This window comes from Streptomyces sp. IBSBF 3136 (genome assembly GCF_036815105.1).
In the GTDB taxonomy this organism is placed as follows: domain Bacteria; phylum Actinomycetota; class Actinomycetes; order Streptomycetales; family Streptomycetaceae; genus Streptomyces.
This window is the reverse complement of sequence record NZ_JAJSZC010000025.1, coordinates 15230-39919: the sequence shown is the minus strand read 5'-3', so window position 1 is coordinate 39919 and position 24690 is coordinate 15230. Positions and strand designations below refer to the sequence as shown.

Genomic DNA, 24690 nt, shown 5'->3' with positions numbered 1-24690 from the left:
CCATGGACCTGACGCCTGCCGGCGGTCGACCGATCCCCGCAACTCGCCCCGTCCCGAGGCCCGTACGGTGAGGCGGTCCTCCGTCCGGCGCGGCTCCCGCGCCCGCCGCGTGGCGCTCGCCCTGACCGGCGCCGCGGGTGTCACCGCCGCCGTCCTCACCGTCGTCCTCCCCGCCGGGGACCGGGCCGCGCCACCCCGCGCCGGGCGTCCGGCGCCCGGCGGCTCCACCCGCGCGTCCGGCGAGGTGCCGTCACCCGGGGCCCCGGGCATCGGCGATCCGCTCGTGCCGCTCGACGGCAACGGCGGATACACCGTGCGGCGCTACACCCTCGACTTCGACTGGCGCGCGCCCGGCACGCCGTTCCCAGCGACCACCACCCTGCGCGCCACCGCCACCCAGGCGCTGTCCCGCTTCGACCTCGACTTCGCGGGAAACACGCTGCGCACGGTCGGCGTGGACGGCGCCCCGGCCCGGTTCACCCGCGACGGTGACGAACTGGTCGTCACCCCGGCGCGGCCGATCCCCCGCGGCGGCACGTTCACCGTCCGGGTCGCCTACACCGCCGACCCCACGCTGCGCCGGCACCGCGACGACGCCATCCAGGACTACGGCTGGGTCCCCACGGCCGACGGCACCCTGCTGTCCCCGCAGCCCGACGGGGCCCGGATGGTCTTCCCGGCCGACGACCACCCCAGCCTGCGCGCGCCGTTCACCTTCCACGTCACCACCCCGCCCGGACTGACCGCCGTCGCCAACGGCCGGCTCGTGCGGCGCGTACGGCAGCCCGACGGACGGACCCGGTGGACGTACGACTCCGAGCACCCGGTCGCGCCCCAGCTGGTCCAGCTGGCCATCGGCCGGTTCACCCTCGTGGACGGCACGGGGCCGCACGGACTGCCCGTGCGCGACGTGGTCGCCGAGGACCTGGTCGGCGGCACCCGGGCCTACCGCTCGCTCACCCCGGACCACCTGGCCTGGCTGGAACAGCGGCTCGGCCCCTATCCGTTCGGCCGCTACGGCGTGCTGGTCGGGGACACCGACCTGCCGGTGGCCCTGGAGACCCAGTCGCTGTCCGTGGTGCCCAGTTCCGACCTGCTCGGCGACCGGGTCGACGCCGAACGCAACCTGGTGCACGAACTCGCCCACCACTGGACCGGCGACAGCGTGGCGATCCGCCGCTGGTCCGACCTGTGGCTGAGCGAGGGTCACGCCCGCTACTACGAACGCCTCTACACCGACGGCCACGGCGGCCCCGACCTCGACGACGCGATGCGGGACGCCTACGCGCAGCACGACCAGTGGCGGCACGACGACGGCGCGCCCGCCGAACCCACCGAACGGACCCTGTTCCGCCAGATGCGCTACGACGGCTCCGCGCTGGTGCTCTACGCGCTGCGCCAGAAGGTCGGTGACGCCACCTTCGACCGGATCGAGCGGTCCTGGGTGACGACCTACCGGGGGCGGGTGGCCGGCACCCGAGACTTCGTCAGACTGGCCTCCACCGTGGCCGGTCAGGACCTGAGCCCCTTTCTGACGGCGTGGCTGTACGGGCCGCACACCCCGCCCATGCCCGGCCGTCCCGACTGGCGCGTGGACCCCGTCGAGGAGGACTGAGGGCCCCCCGCCCGGCCCGGCGCGACTGCCGCCGACCGGGTGGCCTGCACCCCGTGGCTGGTCCACGCCGGTGACGCTCGGCGCGACGCGGCGCGCGAGGCACGGAAACGTACGAGGGGTGACGCGCGGGGCGATCCCCCTTCGCCCCGGCCGCGTTTGTCCTGGCCTCACCGACCTCGTTGGAGGCAGCCCGCATGAAGAAACGCGTCGCCCCACGCGTCCTAGGAACCGTACGCGGACACCGGCGGATCATCTGCGTGACCGCGTCGGCTGCACTGCTGGTGCCGTTGCTGATCGACCGTTCGGCCGACGCGGGCTCGCCGCCCGACCAACGGCTCCAGGACGACTACACCGCCGCGGCGGACGAGTACCACGTGCCCCGCAACGTCTTGATGGGCGTGTCCTACCTCCAGTCGCGGTGGGACTCCCACCCCGGCGCCCCGAGTGTCGTCGGCGGCTACGGGCCGATGCACCTGGTGGACACCCGCAAGGCCCCGGCGCCCGAAGCCCCGCACGACCCCGCACGGCCGAGCGCCGCGGCGGCCGGGCCGCCCGCCAAGCACGACACCGGCACCCCCGACAAGCCCGCGGCGCAGTCGGCGGACCTGCAACGGGCCGCGATCCTGACCGGCCTGCCGGCCGCGCAGCTGCGGACCGACGACGCCGCCAACGTGCGGGGCGGCGCGGCCCTCCTGGCGGCGACCCAGCGCCAGCTGGGCAAGCCGCTCAGCGCCAACCCGGCGGACTGGTGGGAGGCCGTGGCCCGCTTCCCCGGCACCAGCGACAAGGTCTCCGCCTCGATCTACGCGAACGACGTCTTCGACGTGATCCGCCGGGGCGCGCAGCGCACCACCGACGCGGGACAGCACGTCACCCTCACCGCGAGCCCCGGAGTCCGCCCGCACGCGCCCACCACGCAGGGCGGCGCCCGGCCGAAGAACGTCGAGTGCCCGCCCGAGCTGTCCTGCTCCTGGCTCGGCGCGCCCTACGTCCGGATCGACGACGACGCGTACGGCAACCACGACCTGGCCGACCGGCCCAAGGACCAGCGGATCGACTACATCGTCATCCACGACACCGAGGCGCCCCTGGCGTCGATGCTCCTGACCATCCAGGACCCCGAGGAGGCGTCCTGGCACTACTCCATCCGCTCCAGCGACGGTCACGTCACCCAGCACATCAAGACCAAGGACGCGGCCTGGCACTCCGGGAGCCAGTTCGTCAACGCCCGCTCGATCGGCGTGGAGCACGAGGGCTTCCTGCGGCACCCGGACGCCTGGTACACGGAGCAGATGTACCGGTCGTCGGCCCGCCTGGTGCGGTACCTGGCGAAGAAGTACCAGGTCCCGTTGGACCGGCAGCACATCTTCGGGCACGACAACGTGCCGGCCCCGACCGAGGACAGCATCCCGGACATGCACGACGACCCGGGCCCCTTCTGGGACTGGCGGCACTACTTCGACCTGCTCGGCGCGCCGCTGCGGGCCACCGCCGGGCCCGACAGCGACGTCGTGATGATCCTGCCGGACTACGCCAAGCACAAGCCGCGCTTCACCGGGTGCGCCAAGGGCGGGGTGCCCTGCGCGCCGCACGGCTCCAGCGCCGTACGGCTGCGCAGTGAGCCGGCCGACGACGCCCCGCTCATCCAGGACCCGGGCCGGCGCCCGGACGGCGAGGACTCCACGGAGGACGTCAACGACCTCGGCTCGCGGGTCTCGGCGGGCCAGACCTTCGCGGTCGCCGGCCGCCGCGGCGACTGGACGGCCATCTGGTTCCAGGGCCACAAGGCGTGGTTCAGGAACCCGAAGTCGCGGCCGACCGCGGTGGGCGCGCGCGGCCGGGTGGTGACCCCGAAGGAGGGCGTGAAGGAGATCTCCGTGTTCGGCCGCGCCCTCCCCGAGAAGGACGCCTACCCGGAGGGGGTGGACGAGCAGCCCGAGGCGCCGCTCCCCTACTCCCTGCGCGCCGGCCAGCGGTACGTGACCCAGTCCCGCGTCCTCGGCTCCTACATCGACCGGTCGTCCTTCGGTGACTCCCCGGCCCCGGTGGTGAAGGGCCAGGAGGCGTACTACGAGATCCAGTTCGACCACCGGCTGGCCTACGTCCGGGCGGGCGACGTGGACGTGGTGGACCCGCCGGCCGCCGCGGGGCAGCCCGGGCACCCGGCCGCGACCGACCGTCACTGACCCGGCGGGGGCCCGGCTCTCTGAGGCCGGCGGCCCGGTGGGTCGGGCGGCCCCCCACCACGGTGAGCACGACCGGCAGCCCGGCCGGCTCGTCGTCGGGAGCTCCATGGTGACCGGCGATGCCCCGCAGCGCCTGCGGCGGGGTGAGGGCCTGGCCGGGCCCGTGCGGGGGCAGCGAGAGGGCGGCGGTGCCGGGCGCCGGCCACGACCTGCGGCGGCGGGTACGGCGTGCTGGGCCGGTCGGAGCCGAGCACCACCCGCGCCCCGGCCGCCCACAGGTCACGGCAGCGGAAGGCGCGCCCGGCGCACTCCTCGCCGCCCCGGGCTGCCGTCGAGCGGTTCCCGCACATGGGGCCCGGCCGGATCGTCCACCCGCGCCGACTCGTCGGTCCCTCGCGTCCGAGGATCATGACACGGCCGCCCCGCCCGGTTCCGTCGGCCCTTTGGCACGGAGCACCTCCCTGGTGGCCCCCACCAGGAAGCCCGCCGCGAGCAGCCCCACCACGATCGCACCCGTCCGGATGCCGTCGGCCTCGCGGCCGTCGAGGAACGCGACCTGACGGACCTCGCTGGGACGCGCCGGATCGTACGCCACGCGTACGTCCGCCCCCGGCCGCGCGTCGTCCGCCGAGCCGGACGGGATGTCGACCTCCGCCCGCACGGGGCCGGACGGCGTGTCGAAGCGGACGGCCACGGACAGCGCCCGGCCTTCCTCCGACCGGTCGGTCACCTCGACCACGGTCGCGTCGGTCCTGCGGCCGTGGTCCCGGAGGTCGGCCACCGCCTGGTATTCCAGACCCGCCTGCCGGCCCATGTATCCGGCCAGGACGGCGAACACCACGAAGCCCCCGGCGGCCAGCCGGACCCTGGCCCAGCCGGGCGCCACCAGCCAGGACTCCGGTCCGAGCCGCAGCAGCCGGGCGACGAGCCGTCCCGGCGGTGGAACGGCCCGGCCCTGACGGCGTAGCAGCCACAGGAGACCGTCCCCGGCGGCCAGTGCCACCGTCCAGCCGAGGGCATAGAGCCACAGGGACCCGAACGGTCCGAACGCCGGCCACACCAGGACGGCGACGACGACCGCCGGCACACTCCACCCGAAGGAAGACCCGGGCTCGTCCCGGCCCCGGCCCCGCACAGTTCCGCGCTCGTCCATGGCGCCTCCCCACCCCGTCACGGGATGAGACTCCTCGACCGCCGCACCGGTTGTAGCGCCGACGGGCGACAGCCTGCTCCGGATACGCTGCCCGCACCGTCCCATCGCCGCCCGACCGTCCGACCGACCAACGGAGCCGTGAGATGTACGTACGCCGTGTCGTGCCCAACATCCGGTCGAACGCACCGGAGGAGAGCACCGACTTCTACGGGGTGCTGGGGTTCGAGGAGGTCATGAACCATGGCTGGATCATGACGCTGGCCTCCGCCCGGAACCCCACCGTCCAGCTCAGCCTCATGAGCGAGGACCGCACCGCGCCCGTCGTCCCCGGCCTGAGCGTCGAGGTGGCGGACGTCGACGCGGTGTACGCGGCGATGCGGGAACGGGGCGCGGAGATCGTGTACCCGCTCACCGACGAGGAGTGGGGGGTACGGCGGTACTTCGTACGCGACCCGAACGGCACGGTCGTCAACGTCCTCAGCCACCACTCCCCTCCGGCCGCGCCGTAGGACGCCCGCTGGACGGCGCCCTGACGAGCCGTGAGACTGGATCGCGCCCGACGCCCCGGCTCCCAGGACGGTGACCATGGAAGAGGTACTCCCCCGCGTCGAACTGACCCCGCAGGCCGCCGAACTGCTGCGCCGGCTGCGCGCGGAGCACGGCCCGCTGATGTTCCACCAGTCCGGCGGCTGCTGCGACGGCAGCGCGCCGATGTGCTACCCCGACGGCGAGTTCCGCACCGGCGACTCGGACGTGCTGCTGGCGGAGCTGGCCGTGGACGGTGTCGAGGAGCCCGTGACCTTCTGGATGTCGCGCAGTCAGTACGAGCTCTGGAGCCACACCCGGCTGATCGTGGACGTGGTACCCGGACGGGGTAGCGGTTTCTCGCTGGAAGCACCCGAGGGGGTGCGTTTTCTCACCCGTTCTCGCGTAGTCGACGCCTAGCCGCCCTCCGCGCCACCACCGTCTGCTGCACTTCCCCTGAGTCCTGGGACAGTTGACGAGACATCAGGGGGCGCAGTGGCGCGCGATCGGCGGCAGACGGCAGCAGGCAGGTCGGTTCTCTCCACTCTCACGGCCTTCGGGGTACTGGCCGGTGCGTCCCTCGCGGGCGCCGCACCGGCCGGCGCCGCCACACCGGGCGGACGCATCGCACCGGGGGTCACGTACCGGCAGTTCGACATCCGCGCGGCGGCGGGCAGGACCCGCGCCCATCTGCTGACCGTCGACCTGACGAACCGCCACGTCCACCTCGACCTCCTGTACCCGGGGACGGTGGCGGCCCGGGCGACCGTCTCCGGGATGGCGGACGCGGCCGGCGCCGTCGGCGGGGTCAACGGCGACTTCTTCAACATCAGTGAGACCCAGCACCCGGGCGTCGAGGCGACGGGGGCGAGCGTCGGACCGGCGGTCGCGGCGGGGAAGGTGCTCAAGGCGGCGGTCCCGACGGGCCAGCGGTTCGGGCCCGCGCTGCCGCCCGGCACCGGCACCCGGGACGTCCTCGGGGTGGGCACCGACCGGCGCGCCCACCTGGACCGCCTCACCCTCACCGGCACCGTGACCACACCGCGGGAGCGGTTCCCGCTCAAGGGCCTCAACCAGTACGCGCTGCCGCAGAACTCGGTCGGCGCCTTCACCGCACGCTGGGGCAGCGCCTCCCGGGTGCGCGCCACCTGCGGCACGGACACGAACCGGGCGGCCGGGTGCAGCGCGGACACCTACGAGGTGAGGGTGCGCGGCGGCCGGGTGACCTCCACCGCCGCCACCCCGGGCAGCGGGCGGATCGCCGCGGGCACCACGGTCCTGGTGGGTCGCGAGGAGGGCGCGCGCCGGCTGCGCGAGCTGTCGCCCGGCGACCGGGTGACCGTCACCCACGCCCTGGTGGCGGCCAGGGCCAAGGTCCCCTACACGTTCGCGATCGGCGGCTACCCGGTGCTGCGCGACGGCAGGCCGCTGTCCGGGCTGGACGACTCCACCTCGGCCGTGCGCACCGTCGTCGGCTTCGCGGACGGCGGCCGGCGGATGCTGCTGCTCGCGCTGGACGGGGCCGCCGCCTACCGGTCCGGCATGACGGTCGCCGAGGAGGCGGCCGCCATGGACGACCTGGGGGCCACCGACGCGTTCAACCTCGACGGCGGCGGCTCCTCCGAGATGGTCACCCGCGCCGCGGGAGCGCGCGCGGTGAAGGTCCGCAACCACCCGAGCGGCGGCACCGAGCGCCCCGTGGCGAACGGTATCGGCGTCTTCTCGTCCTGACCGGGCCACCGCGGCCCCGGACGGCTCCGACCCGGTGCCCGGTCAGGGCCGCAGGCTGCTCACCAGGTCGGCGGTCGCGGTCAGCCCGCTGTGGATGGTGGGCGCCATGCTGGTGCTGGCCAGGTAGAAGCCGAGCAGCATGCAGACCAGGGCGTGCGAGATCTTCAGCGCGCCGTTGCGGATGAACACCACCGCCAGGATCAGGAGCAGCAGCACCACAGAGATGGAAATGGCCATTGGAACCTCCTCCGCCACGCCCCATGAGCGGCGTTCGGCCGCAAGTGTGGCGTAGCGGGGGGTTCGTCCGGGCGGCTGACATGTCCTCCGATCGTGTGGTCTTGCGTGAATGTGCTTCGCGGGCGCTCGGGTCAGGGCGCCTGGAGGTCGACCAGTGCGGCCAGGGCCGAGCGGTGGGCCCCCGCGGTGCCGTAGGCGAGGGAGTCCGCCTTGGCCCGCTTGAGGTACAGGTGGATCGGGTGCTCCCAGGTCATGCCGATTCCGGCGTGCAACTGCAGCGCCTCCTCGGCGGCGTGGACGGCGACGGGCGCCGCGTACGCCTGTGCGACGGCGACCGAGACGTCGGTGTCGCGGCCGGAGGCCAGCGCGTCGGCGGCGGCGCGGGCGGCGGCCCGCAGGTTGACCACCTCGAGCCAGAGCTGGGCGAGCCGGTGCTTGAGCGCCTGGAAGCCGCCGACCTGCCGGTTGAACTGCCTGCGGTCCTTCAGGTAGCGGACGGTCTCGGTCAGCGCCCAGTCGGCGACGCCGAGTTGCTCGGAGGTGAGCAGGCCCGCGGCGGCCCGCAGGGCCCGTCGCACCGCGGGTTCCGCGTCGCCGATCCGGCGGCCGGCCGCCCCGTCGAGGGTGACGGTGGCGAGCGGGCGGGTCAGGTCGAGGGAGATCTGCGGGGTGACGGTCACCGCGTCGGCCGGGACGGCGTACAGACCGCCGTCGTCGGCGGGGACGAGCAGCACGTCGGCGGCGGCCGCGTCGGCGATGCCGGTCAGCTCACCGTGCAGGGTGCCGTTCTCCAGCCGTACGGCGGGGAACGCGGCGCCCGGGGCGCGGTGCAGGCCGACGGCGAGGACGCCGATGGTCCGCCCGGAGGCCAGCCGGCCGAGCAGTTCCTCGTCCCCACCGGCCAGCAGGGCCTCGGTGGCCACGACCGCGCTGGTCAGGTAGGGCACGGGGGCGACCGCCCGGCCCAGCTCCTCCAGGACGACGGCCGCCTCCCGGTGCGTGGCGCCCTGGCCGCCGTGGGCCTCGGGCACCAGCAGCCCGGCCAGGCCCATGCCCTCGGCGAGCGACTTCCACAGGGCGAGATCGTGCGGCGCGTCCGACTCGGTGCGGTTGATCACGTCGGCCGGGGCGCAGTGGTCCGTGAGCAGGTCACGGACGGCCGCGCGCAGCGCCTCCTCCTCCTCCGTGTAGAGGAGATCCCGCTGTTCGCTCATCGGGCCAGGTCCTTCCATGCGACGTCCTTGTCGGTGCGCGGTTCGGCGGGCAGGCCGAGAACCCGCTCGGCGACGATGTTCAGCAGGACCTCGCTGGTCCCGCCCTCGATGCTGTTGCCCTTGGAGCGCAGGTAGCGGTAGCCGGCGTCGCGGCCGGTGAAGTCGACCAGTTCGGGGCGGCGCATGGTCCAGTCGTCGTACGACAGCCCCTCCTCGCCGCGGAGTTCGACCTCCAGGCCGCTGATCGCCTGGTTGAGCCGGGCGAAGGCGAGCTTCATGCCCGCGCCCTCGGGGCCGGGCTGGCCCGCGACGAGCTGCTGGCGCAGGCGTTCACCGGTGAGCCGGGCCACCTCGGCCTCGACCCAGAGGGTAAGCAGCCGCTGGTGCAGGTCGTGGGTGCGCAGCTCCGGGCGTTCGCGCCAGGTCGCGGAGACGGGGCCGATCATGCCGCCCTCGCGGGGCAGCCTCATGCCTCCGATGGCGACGCGCTCGTTGTTCAGGGTGGTCTGGGCGACCCGCCAGCCGTCGCCGGTCCCGCCGAGGCGGCGGGTGTCGGGGATGCGGACATCGGTCAGGAAGACCTCGTTGAACTCGGCCTCGCCGGTGATCTGGCGCAGCGGCCGCACCTCGACACCGGGGTCGGTCATGTCGCACAGGAAGTAGGTGATGCCCGCGTGCTTGGGTACGTCCGGGTCGGTGCGGGCGATGAGGATGGCCCAGCGGGCGACGTGGGCGCTGGAGGTCCACACCTTCTGCCCGTTGACCACCCAGTCGTCGCCCTCCCGTACGGCCCGGGTGCCGAGCGCGGCCAGGTCGGAGCCGGCGCCGGGCTCGCTGAACAGCTGGCACCAGACCTCCTCGCCGGTCCACAGGGGCCGCAGGAAGCGCCGCTTCTGCTCCTCGGTGCCGTAGCGCAGGATGGTCGGCGCGGCCATGCCGAGGCCGATGCCGATGCGCCGGGGGTCGTTGTCCGGGGCGCCGGCGGCCTCCAGTTCGGTGTCGACCACGACCTGGAGGGAGCGCGGGGCGCCGAGTCCGCCGAGGCCCTCCGGGTAGTGCACCCAGGCCAGACCGGCGTCGAAGCGGGCCCGGAGGAACTCCAGGCGGTCGGTTTCGGCGGGCGGGTGGGCGGCCAGCAGTTCGGCGGTGCGGCGCCTGAGGTCGTTCGCGTCGGTCATACGGCGGCTCCCTTGTCCATGACCACGGCCACCCGGCCGGTGGTCACACCGTCGGCGACGCGCTGCACGGCCGCGGCGGCTCCGTCGAGCGGCACCCGCTCGCTCACCAGTGGCTTGATCGCACCCCTCGCGGCCAGTGCGGTCAGCTCCTCGTGGCAGCGCAGGATGAGCTTCGGGTTCTTGGTGGCGTACAGGCCCCAGTGCAGGCCGAGGATCGAGTAGTTCTTCACCAGCGCGTGGTTGAGGGCCGGGCTGGGGATGGTGCCGCTGGCGAAGCCGACGACGACGATCCGCCCCTCGAAGGCGACGAGCTTGGCGGACTGGGTGTAGGCCTCGCCGCCGACCGGGTCGTAGATCACGTCGGCGCCCCGGCCGCCGGTGGCCTCCTTCACGGCCGCGATCACGTCCTCGGCGTGGCGGTCGACGACCACGTCACAGCCGAGCTCGCGGGCGACGGCGGCCTTGTGCGCGCCGCCGACCACGCCGATCACGGTGGCGCCTGCGGCCTTGCCGAGCTGCACGGCCGCGCTGCCGACACCGCCGGCGGCGGCGTGCACGAGCAGGGTCTCCCCGGCTTCGAGGCGGGCCCTGCGGTGCAGGCCGAACCAGCCCGTCTGGTAGCCGATGTGCAGCGCGGCGGCCTCGGCGTCGTCCAGCGAGTCGGGCGCGGGCAGCAGGGCGCGGGCGTCGGCGAGGGCGTACTCGGCGAAGCCGCCGTGCGGCAGGGCGGGGTTGGCGAGCACGCGGCGGCCGTCCTCCGTCTCGCCGCAGATCTCCACGCCGGGCGTGAAGGGCAGCGGGGGCCGTACCTGGTACTGGCCGCGGCAGAGCAGGGCGTCGGGGAAGTTGATGTTGGCGGCCCGCACGCGCAGCAGCACCCGGCCCTCGCCGGGCGTCGGCCGCTCCACCTCCGCCAGGCGCATCACCTCGCCCGGCTCGCCGTTCTCGTGCACTTGCCATGCCTGCATGGGGGCCTCCACGGGACTGCTCGTCTGACCGGGTCCACCGCATACTAAGCGGTCGCTTGCCGATCCGGGAACAGTCGATCGCGTCACTCGCGCGCCGACCGCCGCCTTACCCGCATCCTCTCGCCCCGCGCCCGGCCCCGCGGTCCGGACAGGGCGCGCGACTCCACCGGACTAGCCCGGCCCACGGGACCCGCCGGGCCCTCCCCCGTCGGCGGGTGTAGAGCGCGCGCCGCCGGGTCACATTGACTGCATGCTGCTGACCCGGCTCGCGGAGGTTTCCCGGGAGGTCGCCGCCACGGCGGCCAGGTCCCGCAAGACCGCCCTGCTCGCGGAGCTGTTCCGGGACGCGGAGGCGGACGACGTGCCCATCGTCATCCCCTACCTGGCCGGACGGCTCCCGCAGGGACGGCTCGGCGTCGGCTGGAAGGTGCTGGGCCGCCCGGTGCCGCCCGCCGCCGAGCCCTCGCTCACCGTGCGGGAGGTCGACGCCCGGCTCAGCGAGCTGGGCAAGGTGTCCGGTCCCGGCTCCCAGGCGGAGCGGGCCCGGATGGTCGGCGAGCTGATGGGCGCGGCCACCGAGGGCGAGCAGCGCTTCCTGCTCGGCCTGCTGACCGGCGAGGTCCGGCAGGGTGCCCTCGACGCGGTCGCGGTGGAGGGCCTGGCCCGGGCGACCGGCGCCGGCCCGGCGGACGTGCGGCGGGCGGTGATGCTCGCCGGGTCGCTGCAGACGGTGGCGCAGGCCCTGCTGGCCGACGGGCCCGGGGCCCTGGACCGGTTCCGGCTCACCGTCGGCCGCCCGGTGCTGCCGATGCTGGCCCACAGCGCCTCCTCGGTCGCCGAGGCGGTGGAGAAGCTCGGCGCGTGCGCGGTGGAGGAGAAGCTGGACGGCATCCGGGTGCAGGTGCACCGGGAGGGCAGCGCGGTACGGGTGCACACCCGCACCCTGGACGACATCACCGACCGGCTGCCCGAGGTGACCCGCGCTGCTCTGACCCTGGCGAGCGAGCGGTTCATCCTCGACGGCGAGGTGCTCTCCTTCGACGCGGAGGGCCGGCCGCGCTCCTTCCAGGAGACCGCGGGGCGGGTCGGCTCCAGGGTGGACGTGGCGCGGGCGGCCGAAGAGGTGCCCGTCTCGCCCGTCTTCTTCGACCTGCTGTCGGTGGACGGCGTGGACCTGCTCGACCTGCCCTTCGCCGAGCGGCACGCGATGCTGAGCGATCTGGTGCCCACGCCGATGCGGGTGCGCCGCGCGGTCGCCTCCGGTCCCGAGCACATCCCCGAGGCGGAGCGCTTCCTCGCCGAAACGCTGGCCCGGGGTCACGAGGGCGTGGTCGTCAAGGCGCTGGACGCCCCCTACAGCGCGGGCCGGCGCGGCGCGTCGTGGCTGAAGGTCAAGCCCGTGCACACGCTGGACCTGGTGGTGCTGGCCGCCGAGTGGGGACACGGCCGCCGGACCGGCCGGCTCTCCAACCTCCATCTCGGCGCCCGCACCCCGGACGGCGGCTTCGCGATGCTCGGCAAGACCTTCAAGGGCATGACCGACGCGATGCTCGCCTGGCAGACCGGGAAGCTCGCGGAACTGGCCGTCGAGGAGCACGGCTGGGGGGTCACGGTGCGCCCCGAGCTCGTCGTGGAGATCGCCTACGACGGTCTCCAGCGCTCCTCCCGCTACCCGGCCGGCGTCACCCTGCGGTTCGCGCGCGTGATCCGCTACCGCGAGGACAAGCGGCCCGAGGACGCCGATACCGTGGAGGCCCTGCTGGCGGCTCACCCGGAGGTCGGACCGTGACGGTGCGTGCGACCAGGCGCAGTGCGGGACTGCTGTTGTTCCGGCACACCGGCGACGGCCTCGAGGTGCTGCTCGGCCACATGGGCGGACCGTTCTTCGCGAAGAAGGACGCGGGCGCGTGGACCGTGCCCAAGGGCGAGTACGAACCGGACGAGCCCGCCTGGGAGGCGGCCCGGCGCGAGTTCCGCGAGGAGCTGGGTCTCGCGCCGCCGGACGGGGCGGCCCTGGCGCTCGGCGAGGTCGCGCAGGCCAACGGCAAGATCGTCACGGCGTGGGCGGTCGAGGCGGACCTGGACCCGGCGGCGATCGTGCCGGGGACCTTCACCATGGAGTGGCCGCCCAGGTCCGGCCGGATGCGGGAGTTCCCGGAGCTGGACCGGGTGGCCTGGTTCGGACTCGACCGGGCCCGTGCCGTGATCATCACGGCCCAGGCCGCGTTTCTGGACCGGCTGGCGGAGCACTCGGCCTGAACAGGGGCCTACGCGTTGCGACGGGCGCGGTCGCGCGCGAAGGTCGAAGCAAGCCCGTTCCCAGGGAGGCCAGCCATGCCCATCGCCACGGTGAACCCGGCCAGCGGCGAGACGCTCAAGACGTACGAGCCCATGGGTGAGGAGGAGCTGGAACGCCGGCTCCAGCTCGCCGAGGCGACGTTCCGCACGTACCGGACGACCTCCTTCGCCGAACGCGCCCGAATGCTGAACAAGGCCGCCGACCTGCTGGACGAGGACCAGCGGGAGATCGGCAGGGTGATGACCACCGAGATGGGCAAGCCGGTCACGCAGGCCCGCGCGGAGGCCGCGAAGTGCGCCAAGGCGATGCGCTGGTACGCCGAGCGCGCCGAGGGGCTGCTGGCCGACGAGGAGCCGCCCGCGGTGGACGTGAGCGACTCCGGCGCCTCCCGGGTGCGGGTGACCTACCGGCCGCTGGGCCCGGTCCTCGCCGTCATGCCGTGGAACTTCCCGCTGTGGCAGGTGGTCAGGTTCGCCGCGCCCGCGCTGATGGCGGGCAACGTGGGCCTGCTCAAGCACGCCTCGAACGTCCCCCAGACCGCCCTGTACCTGGAGGACCTCTTCCACCGGGCGGGCTTCCCTGAGGGCTGTTTCCAGACCCTGCTGATCGGCTCGGGGGCGGTGGACGACGTCCTGCGCGACGAGCGGGTGAAGGCCGCGACGCTCACGGGCAGCGAGCCGGCCGGCCGCGCGGTCGCCTCCACCGCCGGCGAGATGATCAAGAAGACGGTGCTGGAACTGGGCGGCAGCGACCCGTACGTCGTCATGCCCTCGGCCGACCTCGACCGGGCGGCGCAGGTCGCCGTGACCGCGCGGGTGCAGAACAACGGGCAGTCCTGCATCGCGGCCAAGCGGTTCATCGTGCACACCGACGTCTACGACGCCTTCGCCGAGAAGTTCGTCGCGGGCATGGAGGCGCTCAGGATCGGCGACCCGCTGGAGGAGGACACCGAGGTCGGGCCGCTCTCCAGCGAGCGGGGACGCGCCGACCTGGAGGAACTGGTCGACGACGCGAAGCGCAGCGGGGCCCGGGTGCTGTGCGGCGGGGAGCGGCCGGACGGGCCGGGCTGGTACTACCCGCCGACCGTGCTGGCCGGCATCACCCGGGAGATGCGCATCCACCGCGAGGAGGCGTTCGGGCCGGTCGCCACGCTGTACCGGGCCGCCGACCTGGAGGAGGCGCTCCTGATCGCGAACGATTCCCCGTTCGGACTGAGCTCGAACGTGTGGACCCGGGACGAGAACGAGGTGGAGCGGTTCGCCCTGGACCTGGAGGCCGGCGCGGTGTACGTCAACGGGATGACCGCCTCGCACCCGGCGTTCCCGTTCGGTGGCGTGAAGCGGTCCGGGTACGGGCGTGAGCTGTCCGGGCACGGAATCCGGGAGTTCTGCAACATCACCACGGTTTGGCAGGGTGCGTGAGCGCCGCGCGGCTACCATCCCGATTGTGAACCGCGAAGTGACTCTGCCTCTGATCGTCGACGACCGCGGTACCTTGCAGGTGGCGGCGGCCGACGTGAGTAAGTTGTTGCGGACCGTGGGCGGGCGGTGGCTGCATCTCGTCGAGGCCGGGGAGCAGCTCGACGAGGACACCGTGGCCGCGTTGACCATCGAGCTGGCGAAGCTGGCGGACCGTATCGACGTGGCCTGCATCGCACACAGCAGCGGGGCGCCGTAGCGGCTCCCGCCGACCCGGCGCCTCTCACACCCCAACACCTGCTGCACAGAGAGAAGTTGAGGGCCGCGGCAGCTGTCGCGGCCCTCTTTCCGTGCCCTCCCCGAGCCGTCCCGGGGCCGGGACCGGTCACAGTCCGTTGTCCCCGGTTCGGAGTAATCCGACGAGAGATCGTCAGCCCCTCGGGTGAACCTGGGTGGACCACCTCCGGGTGGACCACCTCCGGGTGGACCACCTTCTGACCGGCGGGCGCAGGTCTGCCGGACGGCGAAAGCAGGGACGGCTCATGGCTACTTTGTGCAGACCCTCGGTGTCCGTACCCGAACACGTGATCACGATGGAGGAGACGCTGGACCTGGCGCGTGAGCACCACGCGGACCACCCCCAGCTCCCCCTGGCCCTCCGGCTGATCGAGAACACGGGAGTCCGCACCCGGCACATCGTGCAGCCCATCGAGGAGACCCTGAAGCACCCCGGGTTCGAGGACCGCAACAAGCTCTACGAGGCCGAGGCGAAGGCCCGGGTCCCCGCGGTGATCCAGCAGGCGCTCGACGAGGCGGAGCTCCTGACCACGGACATCGACGTCATCATCTACGTGTCGTGCACGGGCTTCATGATGCCCTCGCTGACCGCGTGGCTGATCAACGAGATGGACTTCTCGAGCACCACCCGCCAGCTCCCCATAGCCCAGCTGGGCTGCGCGGCCGGCGGCGCGGCCATCAACCGGGCCCACGACTTCTGTTCGGCCTACCCCGAGGGCAACGCGCTCATCGTGGCCTGCGAGTTCTGCTCGCTGTGCTACCAGCCCACCGACCTGGGGGTCGGCTCGCTGCTGTCCAACGGCCTGTTCGGCGACGGCATCGCGGCCGCCGTGGTGCGCGGCCGGGGCGGCACCGGCGTGCAGCTGGAGCGCAACGGGTCGTACCTGATCCCCAAGACCGAGGACTGGATCGCCTACGACGTCCGGGCGACCGGCTTCCACTTCCTGCTGGACAAGCGGGTGCCGACCACGATGGAGCCGCTCGCCCCGGCGCTCCAGGAACTCGCGGGCAACCACGGCTGGGACGCCTCCGACCTGGACTTCTACATCATCCACGCGGGCGGTCCCCGAATACTCGACGACCTCAGCAAGTTCCTCCAGGTCGACCCGCACGCGTTCCGGTTCAGCCGGTCCACGCTCACCGAGTACGGCAACATCGCGAGCGCCGTCGTACTGGACGCGCTGCGCCGCCTGTTCGACGAGGGCGGTGCCGAGCACCGGGCGCGCGGCCTGCTCGCCGGGTTCGGCCCGGGCATCACCGCCGAGATGACCGTGGGCCGCTGGGTCCGGGACGGTGAGATGACGCGATGAGCGAAGAGACCCTGACCGAGACGGCCGGCGAGGCACTGCCCCCGGTGCGGCACTGGCCGGCCGTCGACCTGGCCGGCTCGGACTTCGACCCGGTGCTCACCGAGCTGATGAGCGAGGGTCCCCTCACCCGCGTCCAGCTGCCCAACGGCGAGGGCTGGGCGTGGCTGGTCACCCGGTACGACGACGTGCGCATGGTGACCAACGACCCCCGCTTCAGCCGCGAGGCGGTGATGGGCCGGCAGGTCACCCGGCTCGCCCCGCACTTCATACCGGACCGGGGCGCGGTCGGCTTCCTGGACCCGCCCGACCACACCAGGCTGCGCCGGGCGGTCGCCGCCGCCTTCACCTCCAAGGGTGTGGAGCGGATCCGCGACAAGGCGCGCGTGATGCTGGACGAGCTGGTCGACGAGCTGCTCCAGGACGGCCCGCCCGCCGACCTGACGGCGACGGTGCTCGGACCGTTCCCCATCGCGGTGATCTGCGAGCTGATGGGGGTCCCGGCCGCCGACCGGCACTCCATGCACACCTGGACCCAGCTGATCCTGTCCTCCTCGCACGGCAAGGACGTCAGCGAGAAGGCCAAGCGCGAGATGAGCGCGTACTTCTCCGACCTGGTCGGGCTGCGTGAGGGCAGCACGGGCGAGGACGTCGCCTCGCTGCTGGGCGCCGCCGTGGGCCGGGCCGAGATCACCCTGGAGGAGGCCGTCGGTCTGGCGGTGCTGCTGCAGATCGGCGGCGAGGCGGTCACCAACAACAGCGGCCAGATGTTCCATCTGCTGCTGAGCCGCCCCGAGCTGGCGGAGCGGTTGCGCTTCGACCCCGGGATCCGGCCGCGGGCGATCGACGAGCTGCTGCGCTGGATCCCGCACCGCAACGCCGTCGGCCTGTCCCGGATCGCCCTGGAGGACGTGGAGGTCAGGGGCGTGCGGATCCGGGCCGGTGACGCGGTGTACGTGTCGTACCTGGCCGCCAACCGCGACCCGGAGGTCTTCCCCGATCCGCAGGAGATCGACTTCTCCCGCAGCCCGAATCCGCACGTGGCGTTCGGCTTCGGCCCGCACTACTGCCCCGGCGGGATGCTGGCCCGGCTGGAGTCCGAGCTGCTGGTGGACGCCCTGCTGGACCGGGTGCCCGGCATGAAGCTGGCCGTGCCGCCGGAGCAGGTGCCCTTCAGGAAGGGCGCGTTGATCCGTGGCCCCGAGGCCCTGCCCGTGACGTGGTGAGCGACCGATGACGACGACCGAGGGGCTGGCGGTACCGGAAGGGCCCGCGGCCCGGGGAGTGACACCGGCGCAGGCGGAGGCGCCGGCGCAGGAGGCGGCACCGCCCGAGGGGCTGCTGGTGCCGCCGGGGCACGGCCGCGTCGTCGAGACGCCCGCCCAGCGCGTGACGTTCAAGGTCACCGGGACGCACTCGCGGATGGCCTCCACCTTCGAGGTGGAGGTCCCGCCGGGCTTCGACGTCGGCGCCCATGTGCACACCCGCAGCGAGGAGTTGTTCTACGTCCTGGAGGGCGAACTGGACGTGCTCGCCTTCGAGCCGCGCATCCGCACCCCCGACCACTGGCAGCGCTGGGAGTCCGTCTCGGGCAGCCGGGTGGTCCGGGCGACGCCGGGCACGGTGATCGTCGTACCCCCCGGGTGTCCGCACGCGTTCGCCAACCCGACGGACACGCCCGCGAAGATGTTCTTCCAGGCGTCTCCCCCGCCGGACCACGAGCGCTACTTCGAGGAACTGCTGGAGATCCTGGGCAACGGCGGTCCTCCGGACCAGGCCGCCATCGAAGAGTTGCGGGCGAAGTACGACATCCAGCAGCTCACCCCCCTCAGGCACCGGTGAGCACGCGGCACGTCGGCCGCAAGGGGCGCGGGGAGCCGCGCGGCACGTCACGACGGACGGCCGACCGCGCTCCCGCGCCCCGTCGGCGCCGCCGGCGCTAGCGGATCGGCATGCCCGCCAGGGTCCGCGCGATGACCAGCCGCTGGATCTCGCTGGTCCCCTCGAAGATGGTGTAGATCGCGCTGTCCCGGTGCATCCGCTCCACCGGGTACTCCCGGGTGTAGCCGTTGCCGCCCAGGATCTGGATGGCCTGCGCGGTGACCTTCTTGGCGGTCTCACTGGCGAACAGCTTGGACATGGAGCCCTCGGCCGCCGTGAACGGCTTGCCGTTGACCGCCATCCAGGAGGCACGCCACACCAGCAACCGGGCCGCGTCGATCCGGGTCCGCATGTCCGCGAGCTGGAAGGCGACACCCTGGTTGTCGATGATCGGGCGCCCGAACTGCTCCCGGGTCTTCGCGTAGTCGAGGGCGACCTCGTAGGCGGCCCGGGCGGTGCCGACGGCCATCGCGCCCACGGCGGGCCGGGACGCCTCGAACGTGGCCATCGCCGCGTTCTTCACCCGCTCGCCGCCCGCCCTGGCCTTCTCGCGGGCGCGGGCGAGGCGCTCGTCCAGCTTCTCCTTGCCGCCGAGCAGGCAGGAGCCGGGGACCCGGACGTTGTCCAGGATGACCTCGGCGGTGTGCGAGGCGCGGATGCCGTGCTTCTTGAACTTCTGGCCCTGGGCGAGGCCCGGGGTGCCCGGCGGGACGATGAAGGATGCGTGGCCCTTGGAGCCCAGCTCCGGGTCGACGCAGGCCACGACGACATGGACGTTGGCGATGCCGCCGTTGGTCGCCCAGGTCTTCGTGCCGTTGATCACCCACTCGTCCTTGGCCTCGTCGTACACGGCGCGCGTGCGCAGGGAGGCGACGTCGGAGCCGGCGTCGGGCTCGGAGGAGCAGAACGCGGCCACCTTGACGTCGTTCGCGTCGCCGTACATCTGGGGGATCCAGGTGCCGATCTGCTCCTCGGTCCCGTTGGCGAGAACGCCCACGGCGGCCAGCCCCGTGCCCACAATGGAGAGGGCGATGCCCGCGTCGCCCCAGAACAGCTCCTCCATGGCCGTCGGGATGCCGAGGCCGGTGGGGTCGAAGTACTGCTGCGCGTAGAAGTCGAGGGAGTAGATGCCGACCTTCGCGGCCTCCTGGATGACCGGCCAGGGAGTCTCCTCACGCTCGTCCCATTCGGCGGCCGCGGGGCGGATCACGTCGGCGGCGAAGCCGTGCAGCCAGTCCCGGACCTCCTTCTGTTCGTCGTTGAGCTCCATGGTGAACTCGGCCATGTCCCCTCCAGCGGCGGTGCGTGCACTGTTGCCAGTGATGTTACTAGCGGTAACGCGAGTGTGTTACCGACCGGTAGTGAAAGTCAACTCCCGATGACGCCTCGGCATCCCGTTCGATGTCAGGCACACCGACAGTGTTAGTTTGCGCAGGCGTCACCGAATCAGCACGGGTGGGGAGAGCACATGGACACCACACAGCGGACCGATCAGCAGCGATCAGCCGACCGCCGACGGCGCGAACTGCTGGAGGCCGCCGACCGGGTGGTGCTGCGCGACGGCCCGCAGGCCTCGATGAACGCGATCGCCGCCGAGGCGGGCATCACCAAGCCGATCCTCTACCGCCACTTCGGCGACAAGGGCGGCCTCTACGCCGCGCTCGCCACCCGGCACACCGACGCGCTCCTCGCCTCGCTGCGGGCGGCCCTCGACGCCCCCGCCGACCGGCGCGAGCGGGTCGAGGCCACGCTCGACACCTACCTCGCGGCGATCGAGGCCAGGCCCCAGGTGTACCGGTTCCTGATGCACCCCGCCGAGGGCAGCACCGGCGGCGACACGGGCTTCGACGTGGGCAAGCACTCGGCCCCGCTGCTGCGGCGGATGGGCGAGGAGCTGGCCCAGGTCATCGAGGAGCGGCTCGACCTCGGCCCCGGCAGCCAGCAGCTCGCCCGGGTGTGGGGGCACGGGATCGTCGGGATGATGCACGCGGCCGGTGACTGGTGGCTGGGCGAGCGGCCCTGCTCCCGGGCCGAACTCGTGCGCTCCCTCGCCGACCTGCTGTGGGGACGCCTCGCGGCCGCGGGCGACAAGGTCGGCGGCCCCGGCTTCTGACGGCCACGGGGGCCCCAGGCCGGCGCGGGCGGGCCGAAGGCCGCAATTCAGGCCGCCGCGCGACGACTCAGGACCGCCGTCCAGGCCCACGCACCACGCCCGAGGGCCGGAGGACGCAGGCCCGCACGGGAGCCCGAGGGCCGGATCGATACCGGCGCCGGACGGACCCCGAGCCAGGACCAAGGCCCGCGCGGCACGACCGAAGCCCGGGATCCGGGATTCAGGCCGAGACCACGCCCGCGCGGGACGGCCGAGGCCGGGCCCCGGCCGGCGCACCACGGCCGAAGGCCGGATCGATACCGGCGCGGGACGAGTCAGGTCCGAGACCCAGGCCCGCACGGGACGGCTCAGGACCGGGACTCAGGCCCGCGCGGCACGACCGAAGCCCGGGACCGCCCGCGCAGGACGACCGTGGGCCGGAAGCCCTGGCGGCGCGGGGTGGGCGCGGGCCGGTGCGTGCCGGCCGCACGGGCTCGCCGGAGCCCGGCACCCCGCCGCCCGGCACCCCGCTCAGCGGTGCCACGGAGCGCGGGCCGCCTGCCGCAGCAGCCTGCCGCGGCGCCAGCCCGTCAGGCGGTCGGCGTACACCGTGCCCTCCAGGTGGTCGTACTCGTGCTGGAGGCACCGGGCGAAGAACCCGGTGCCGTGCACGGTGACCGGCTCCCCCGTCACCGTGAAGCCCTCGACCACCGCGTGGTCGTACCGCTCCGTGCCCGCCTCCAGACCCGGCAGCGAGAGGCAGCCCTCCGGCCCCCGGACCACCACGCCGTCCTTCTCCACCAGCCGCGCGTTCACCACATGTCCGAGATGTCGCACATCGTCGTCGTCCGGGCAGTCGTAGACGAACACCCGTTGCGGGACACCGATCTGGTTGGCGGCCAGCCCCACCCCCTGGGCCGCGTACATGGTCGCGAACAAGTCCTCCACGAGGGCCGCCAGTTCGGGGCCGAAGTCGGTGACGTCCTCGCAGGACGCGCGCAGAACGGGGTCCGGGAGCAGGGAAAGCGGCCGGACGCGCCCGTGGGCGCCCGGGATCGAGCCGTGTCGCATGGCGGCAAGGGTACGGTTCGTTCAGCTCATGCAGGCCGCACGGTACGGGCCGGGATTCGGGTGTGCGAATGGATCTCGATAGGCTGAGGTCCACACCACGCTGCCGGATGCCCCCTGGCGCGGCGCGTACGCAAGGAGGATCGAGAACTGATGGCAGGCAACTCGGACCCGCTCTCGCCGCGGGCCAAGCTGGCCGTGACCGCGGGCAAGGCGGTCGCTGCGGCATCGCGCGCCGCGGGACGCGGCAGCGGTTCGGTGATCGGCGGCCGGGTCGCGCTGAAACTCGACCCCGACCTCCTCGGACGGCTCGCTCAGAACCTGGACGTCGTCCTGGTGTCCGCCACCAACGGCAAGACCACCACCACCCGGCTCATCGCCGAGGCGCTGCGCGCCGCGGGCCCGGTCGTGTCGAACGCGCTCGGCGCCAACATGCCGGCCGGCATCACCTCGGCACTGGCGGGCGGCACGGAGTCGAAGTTCGGGGTCATCGAGGTCGACGAGAAGTACCTGGCCGGGGTGGCCCGGGACACCAGCCCGAAGTGCATCGCCCTGCTGAACCTCTCCCGCGACCAGCTCGACCGGGCCGCGGAGACCCGCATGCTCGCCGAGAACTGGCGTGAGGGCCTGGCAGGCTCCAAGGCCGTGGTCGTCGCCAACTGCGACGACCCGCTGGTGGTGTGGGCCGCCTCCTCCTCCCCGAACGTGGTCTGGGTCGCGGCCGGGCAGATGTGGAAGGACGACGCCTGGTCCTGCCCGTCGTGCGGTGGCGTGATGCAGCGCCCCGGCGACGACTGGTTCTGCGGCGAGTGCGGCTTCCGCCGGCCGACGCCGACCTGGGCGCTCTCCGGCGACCACGTGCTGGACCCGCACGGGTCGGCCTGGCCGATCCACCTCCAGCTGCCGGGCCGCGCCAACAAGGCGAACGCGGCCAGCTCCGCGGCCGTCGCCGCCGTCTTCGGCGTACCGCCGCAGGTCGCGCTGGAGCGGATGTACCAGGTGCAGGCGGTGGCCGGACGCTACGACGTGGTCCAGTTCCAGAACCGCGACCTCAGGCTGCTGCTCGCGAAGAACCCGGCCGGCTGGCTGGAGACGTTCTCCCTGATCGACCCGCCGCCGACCCCGGTGATCCTCTCGGTGAACGCGCGCGGCGCCGACGGCACGGACACCTCCTGGCTGTGGGACGTCGACTACACCCGGCTGACCGGTCACCCGATCTTCGTCATCGGTGACCGCAAGCTGGACCTCGCCGTCCGTCTGGAGGTCGCCAACCAGCACTTCCAGGTCTGCGAGAACCTCGACCAGGCCGTGCAGCAGGCCCCGCCGGGGCGCATCGAGGTCATCGCGAACTACACCGCGTTCCAGGACCTGCGCCGCCGCGTCGGCAACTGATCGGAAAAGGGCCATCACCTCATGAGCGACAACCAACTCCGGCTGGTGTGGATCTACCCGGACCTGCTGAGCACCTACGGCGACCAGGGCAACGCCCTCGTCGTGGAGCGCCGGGCCCGGCAGCGCGGTCTGGACGTGGCACGGCTCGACGTGCGCAGCGACCAGCCGATCCCGACCTCCGGCGACATCTACCTGATCGGCGGCGGCGAGGACCGTCCGCAGCGGCTCGCGGCCGAGCGGCTGCGCCGCGACGGCCATCTGCAGCGGGCGGTGCAGAACGGCGCGATCGTGTTCTCGGTCTGCGCCGGCTACCAGATCCTCGGCCACGAGTTCATCAACGACCTCGGCCAGCGTGAGCCGGGCCTCGGCCTGCTCGACGTGGTGTCGGTGCGCGGGGAGGGCGAGCGGTGCGTCGGTGACGTGCTCGGGGACATCGACCCGCAGCTCGGCCTGCCCCAGCTGACCGGCTTCGAGAACCACCAGGGCGTCACCCATCTCGGTCCCGCGGCCCGCCCGTTCGCGCGCGTGCAGATCGGCAAGGGCAACGGCACCGGGGACGGCACGGAGGGCGCGTACAACGGCACGGTCTTCGGTACGTACATGCACGGCCCGGTACTCGCCCGCAACCCGCAGATCGCCGACCTGCTGCTGAAGCTGGCGCTGGACGTCAACGCGCTGCCCCCGATCGACGACCGGTGGTACGAGGCGCTCCGCGACGAGCGCATCGCGGCCGCGCAGCAGCCTGCGTAGGTACCGCTGCGTGCGGCAGCCTGCGTAGAAACCTTTGTGCAGCAGCCTGGGCGGGTGCCGTCTCAGGCTGCTGTCAGCGTCTTCCGGCATGCTCGTGGGAGCCCGCCTGACAGGCCGTCCGCTCACATGTGCGGGCGCGTCCAGCAGGCGGACGCCCGCTACGGAGCCACCCCCTCCCGCCGGTAGGGTGGCCGGGAATCCGCCGGACGCCGTGGTCCGGTTTCCCGGCCCACGTTGAGAAGGTAAATCGGGCTATGCGCATTGGTGTCCTCACGTCCGGCGGCGACTGCCCCGGCCTGAACGCCGTCATCCGGTCCGTCGTGCACCGTGCCGTCGCCGACCACGGCGACGAGGTCATCGGTTTCCGGGACGGCTGGAAGGGCCTCCTGGAGTGCGACTACACGAAGCTCGACCTCGATGCCGTGGGCGGCATCCTGGCGCGCGGCGGCACGATCCTCGGCTCCTCGCGGGTCCGTCCCGAGCACCTGCGGGACGGTGTCGAGCGGGCCCGGGGCCATGTCGCGGAGCTCGGCCTCGACGCGATCATCCCGATCGGCGGGGAGGGCACGCTGAAGGCGGCCCGGCTGCTGTCGGACAACGGGCTGCCCATCGTGGGCGTGCCCAAGACCATCGACAACGACATCGCTGTCACGGACGTCACCTTCGGTTTCGACACGGCCGTCGGGGTCGCCACCGAGGCCCTCGACCGGCTGAAGACCACCGCCGAGTCGCACCAGCGCGTGCTCATCGTCGAGGTCATGGGCCGGCACACCGGCTGGATCGCGCTGCACTCCGGCATGGCGGCCGGCGCGCACGCCATCGTCGTGCCGGAACGCCCCTTCGACATCGACGAGCTGACGAAGCGGGTCGGCGCCCGGTTCGAGGCGGGCAAGCGGTTCGCCATCGTGGTCGCCGCCGAGGGCGCCAAGCCGCGCCGCGGCTCCATGGAGTTCGACGAGGGCGGCAAGGACATCTACGGTCACGAGCGCTTCGCGGGGATCGCGCGCCAGCTCTCCGTCGAGCTGGAGCACCGGCTCGGCAAGGAGGCGCGGCCGGTGATCCTGGGCCATGTGCAGCGCGGTGGCACGCCGACGGCCTACGACCGGGTGCTGGCCACCCGGTTCGGGTGGCACGCGGTGGAGGCGGTGCACCGGGGCGAGTTCGGGATGATGACCGCCCTGCGGGGGACCGACATCGTGATGGTGCCGCTCGCCGAGGCCGTCGAGACGCTGAAGACGGTGCCCGCCGAGCGGTACGACGAGGCGGAGTGCGTGCTGTAGTTCACCCCGGTACAACCCGCCCCCGGTCACGTTCGTGACCGGGGGCGGTTCTAATCTGGGGGCGGACAGAATCGCACAACCCCCACGAATCAGGAGCCG

Annotated in this window: 23 protein-coding genes; 16 read left to right on the top strand and 7 right to left on the bottom strand. The window is 73.1% G+C overall.

The features are described from left to right. Positions 1–67 precede the first annotated feature (67 nt). Both V7E45_RS08340 and V7E45_RS08335 read left to right on the top strand, forming a co-directional pair. Positions 68–1615: a M1 family metallopeptidase gene (locus tag V7E45_RS08340; RefSeq protein WP_333773445.1), complete on the top strand. Its 1548-nt coding sequence runs from the start codon at positions 68–70 to the stop codon at positions 1613–1615. Between the two features lie 257 nt (positions 1616–1872). Next, positions 1873–3801, top strand: a complete 1929-nt coding sequence (locus V7E45_RS08335; protein ID WP_333773444.1) for an N-acetylmuramoyl-L-alanine amidase — start codon at positions 1873–1875, stop codon at positions 3799–3801. A 406-nt stretch (positions 3802–4207) separates the two neighbouring features. On the opposite strand, the gene V7E45_RS08330 is transcribed toward V7E45_RS08335, so the two are convergent. Next, positions 4208–4954, bottom strand: a complete 747-nt coding sequence (locus V7E45_RS08330; protein ID WP_333773443.1) for a DUF3592 domain-containing protein — start codon at positions 4952–4954, stop codon at positions 4208–4210. Between the two features lie 143 nt (positions 4955–5097). On the opposite strand from V7E45_RS08330, the gene V7E45_RS08325 reads away from it, so the two are divergent. The 3 genes from V7E45_RS08325 (at position 5098) to V7E45_RS08315 (ending at position 7210) form a co-directional block, all read left to right on the top strand. Continuing rightward, complete coding sequence (locus V7E45_RS08325; RefSeq protein WP_333773442.1) at positions 5098–5463, top strand: VOC family protein; 366 nt, start codon at positions 5098–5100, stop codon at positions 5461–5463. A gap of 76 nt (positions 5464–5539) precedes the next feature. Continuing rightward, positions 5540–5899 (top strand): DUF779 domain-containing protein, encoded by a 360-nt coding sequence (locus V7E45_RS08320; RefSeq protein WP_333773441.1) that lies wholly within the window; start codon positions 5540–5542, stop codon positions 5897–5899. Positions 5900–5974: 75 nt separating this feature from the next. Beyond that, positions 5975–7210 carry a phosphodiester glycosidase family protein gene (locus tag V7E45_RS08315; RefSeq protein WP_333773440.1) on the top strand — a complete coding sequence of 412 codons (1236 nt, stop codon included), beginning with the start codon at positions 5975–5977 and terminating at the stop codon, positions 7208–7210. A 42-nt stretch (positions 7211–7252) separates the two neighbouring features. On the opposite strand, the gene V7E45_RS08310 is transcribed toward V7E45_RS08315, so the two are convergent. The 4 genes from V7E45_RS08310 to V7E45_RS08295 form a co-directional block, all read right to left on the bottom strand. Further along, positions 7253–7447, bottom strand: coding sequence for a hypothetical protein (locus tag V7E45_RS08310; RefSeq protein ID WP_020938562.1), 195 nt, complete (start codon positions 7445–7447; stop codon positions 7253–7255). A 131-nt stretch (positions 7448–7578) separates the two neighbouring features. Continuing rightward, positions 7579–8661, bottom strand: coding sequence for an acyl-CoA dehydrogenase family protein (locus V7E45_RS08305; protein WP_333773439.1), 1083 nt, complete (start codon positions 8659–8661; stop codon positions 7579–7581). Further along, on the bottom strand, positions 8658–9839 hold the full coding sequence (locus V7E45_RS08300; RefSeq protein ID WP_333773438.1) for an acyl-CoA dehydrogenase family protein: 1182 nt from the start codon (positions 9837–9839) through the stop codon (positions 8658–8660). Before V7E45_RS08300 ends, V7E45_RS08305 begins: the two co-directional genes overlap by 4 nt. After that, positions 9836–10807, bottom strand: coding sequence for an NADPH:quinone oxidoreductase family protein (locus V7E45_RS08295; RefSeq protein WP_333773437.1), 972 nt, complete (start codon positions 10805–10807; stop codon positions 9836–9838). Before V7E45_RS08295 ends, V7E45_RS08300 begins: the two co-directional genes overlap by 4 nt. Positions 10808–11057: 250 nt before the next feature. Between V7E45_RS08295 and V7E45_RS08290 the strand changes: the two genes are divergently transcribed. The 7 genes from V7E45_RS08290 to V7E45_RS08260 all read left to right on the top strand — a co-directional run bounded on the left by V7E45_RS08290 (position 11058) and on the right by V7E45_RS08260 (position 17970). Beyond that, positions 11058–12596 carry an ATP-dependent DNA ligase gene (locus V7E45_RS08290; RefSeq protein ID WP_333773436.1) on the top strand — a complete coding sequence of 513 codons (1539 nt, stop codon included), beginning with the start codon at positions 11058–11060 and terminating at the stop codon, positions 12594–12596. Then, on the top strand, positions 12593–13066 hold the full coding sequence (locus V7E45_RS08285) for an NUDIX domain-containing protein (RefSeq protein ID WP_333773435.1): 474 nt from the start codon (positions 12593–12595) through the stop codon (positions 13064–13066). Before V7E45_RS08290 ends, V7E45_RS08285 begins: the two co-directional genes overlap by 4 nt. 75 nt (positions 13067–13141) lie before the next feature. Continuing rightward, entirely contained in the window at positions 13142–14527 is a 1386-nt protein-coding gene (locus V7E45_RS08280) for an NADP-dependent succinic semialdehyde dehydrogenase (protein ID WP_333773434.1), read from the top strand. 25 nt (positions 14528–14552) lie between these two features. Further along, entirely contained in the window at positions 14553–14783 is a 231-nt protein-coding gene (locus tag V7E45_RS08275; protein ID WP_043477773.1) for a DUF6213 family protein, read from the top strand. Positions 14784–15066: 283 nt separating this feature from the next. After that, complete coding sequence (locus tag V7E45_RS08270; protein ID WP_043474887.1) at positions 15067–16131, top strand: type III polyketide synthase; 1065 nt, start codon at positions 15067–15069, stop codon at positions 16129–16131. Beyond that, entirely contained in the window at positions 16128–17354 is a 1227-nt protein-coding gene (locus tag V7E45_RS08265; protein WP_333773433.1) for a cytochrome P450, read from the top strand. Before V7E45_RS08270 ends, V7E45_RS08265 begins: the two co-directional genes overlap by 4 nt. A gap of 118 nt (positions 17355–17472) precedes the next feature. Continuing rightward, on the top strand, positions 17473–17970 hold the full coding sequence (locus V7E45_RS08260; protein WP_333773457.1) for a cupin domain-containing protein: 498 nt from the start codon (positions 17473–17475) through the stop codon (positions 17968–17970). A gap of 97 nt (positions 17971–18067) precedes the next feature. On the opposite strand, the gene V7E45_RS08255 is transcribed toward V7E45_RS08260, so the two are convergent. After that, positions 18068–19294, bottom strand: a complete 1227-nt coding sequence (locus V7E45_RS08255) for an acyl-CoA dehydrogenase family protein (protein ID WP_333773432.1) — start codon at positions 19292–19294, stop codon at positions 18068–18070. Between the two features lie 183 nt (positions 19295–19477). Here V7E45_RS08255 and V7E45_RS08250 point away from each other — a divergent pair, with 183 nt between their 5' ends. Beyond that, the gene (locus V7E45_RS08250; protein ID WP_333773431.1) at positions 19478–20122 is read left to right on the top strand and encodes a TetR family transcriptional regulator; all 645 of its coding nucleotides are present in this window, start codon (positions 19478–19480) and stop codon (positions 20120–20122) included. Positions 20123–20632: 510 nt separating this feature from the next. Here V7E45_RS08250 and def read toward each other — a convergent pair. Next, on the bottom strand, positions 20633–21172 hold the full coding sequence (def, locus tag V7E45_RS08245; RefSeq protein ID WP_333773430.1) for a peptide deformylase: 540 nt from the start codon (positions 21170–21172) through the stop codon (positions 20633–20635). A 150-nt stretch (positions 21173–21322) separates the two neighbouring features. Here def and V7E45_RS08240 point away from each other — a divergent pair, with 150 nt between their 5' ends. The 3 genes from V7E45_RS08240 to V7E45_RS08230 all read left to right on the top strand — a co-directional run bounded on the left by V7E45_RS08240 (position 21323) and on the right by V7E45_RS08230 (position 24591). Then, positions 21323–22561, top strand: a complete 1239-nt coding sequence (locus V7E45_RS08240) for a MurT ligase domain-containing protein (RefSeq protein WP_133920894.1) — start codon at positions 21323–21325, stop codon at positions 22559–22561. Positions 22562–22582: 21 nt separating this feature from the next. Then, entirely contained in the window at positions 22583–23311 is a 729-nt protein-coding gene (locus V7E45_RS08235) for a type 1 glutamine amidotransferase (RefSeq protein ID WP_133920895.1), read from the top strand. 254 nt (positions 23312–23565) lie between these two features. After that, positions 23566–24591 carry a 6-phosphofructokinase gene (locus tag V7E45_RS08230; protein WP_333773429.1) on the top strand — a complete coding sequence of 342 codons (1026 nt, stop codon included), beginning with the start codon at positions 23566–23568 and terminating at the stop codon, positions 24589–24591. Positions 24592–24690 lie beyond the last annotated feature (99 nt).

Bases quoted from the DNA above. Each gene is read 5' to 3' on its own strand.
- V7E45_RS08290 (WP_333773436.1), top strand. From the start codon at position 11,058: ATGCTGCTGACCCGGCTCGCGGAGGTTTCCCGGGAGGTCGCCGCCACG.
- V7E45_RS08320 (WP_333773441.1), top strand. From the start codon at position 5,540: ATGGAAGAGGTACTCCCCCGCGTCGAACTGACCCCGCAGGCCGCCGAA.
- V7E45_RS08325 (WP_333773442.1), top strand. From the start codon at position 5,098: ATGTACGTACGCCGTGTCGTGCCCAACATCCGGTCGAACGCACCGGAG.
- def (WP_333773430.1), bottom strand. From the start codon at position 21,172: ATGCGACACGGCTCGATCCCGGGCGCCCACGGGCGCGTCCGGCCGCTT.
- V7E45_RS08270 (WP_043474887.1), top strand. From the start codon at position 15,067: ATGGCTACTTTGTGCAGACCCTCGGTGTCCGTACCCGAACACGTGATC.
- V7E45_RS08235 (WP_133920895.1), top strand. From the start codon at position 22,583: ATGAGCGACAACCAACTCCGGCTGGTGTGGATCTACCCGGACCTGCTG.
- V7E45_RS08250 (WP_333773431.1), top strand. From the start codon at position 19,478: ATGGACACCACACAGCGGACCGATCAGCAGCGATCAGCCGACCGCCGA.
- V7E45_RS08305 (WP_333773439.1), bottom strand. From the start codon at position 8,661: ATGAGCGAACAGCGGGATCTCCTCTACACGGAGGAGGAGGAGGCGCTG.
- V7E45_RS08300 (WP_333773438.1), bottom strand. From the start codon at position 9,839: ATGACCGACGCGAACGACCTCAGGCGCCGCACCGCCGAACTGCTGGCC.
- V7E45_RS08310 (WP_020938562.1), bottom strand. From the start codon at position 7,447: ATGGCCATTTCCATCTCTGTGGTGCTGCTGCTCCTGATCCTGGCGGTG.
- V7E45_RS08295 (WP_333773437.1), bottom strand. From the start codon at position 10,807: ATGCAGGCATGGCAAGTGCACGAGAACGGCGAGCCGGGCGAGGTGATG.
- V7E45_RS08280 (WP_333773434.1), top strand. From the start codon at position 13,142: ATGCCCATCGCCACGGTGAACCCGGCCAGCGGCGAGACGCTCAAGACG.
- V7E45_RS08230 (WP_333773429.1), top strand. From the start codon at position 23,566: ATGCGCATTGGTGTCCTCACGTCCGGCGGCGACTGCCCCGGCCTGAAC.
- V7E45_RS08330 (WP_333773443.1), bottom strand. From the start codon at position 4,954: ATGGACGAGCGCGGAACTGTGCGGGGCCGGGGCCGGGACGAGCCCGGG.
- V7E45_RS08240 (WP_133920894.1), top strand. From the start codon at position 21,323: ATGGCAGGCAACTCGGACCCGCTCTCGCCGCGGGCCAAGCTGGCCGTG.
- V7E45_RS08265 (WP_333773433.1), top strand. From the start codon at position 16,128: ATGAGCGAAGAGACCCTGACCGAGACGGCCGGCGAGGCACTGCCCCCG.
- V7E45_RS08255 (WP_333773432.1), bottom strand. From the start codon at position 19,294: ATGGCCGAGTTCACCATGGAGCTCAACGACGAACAGAAGGAGGTCCGG.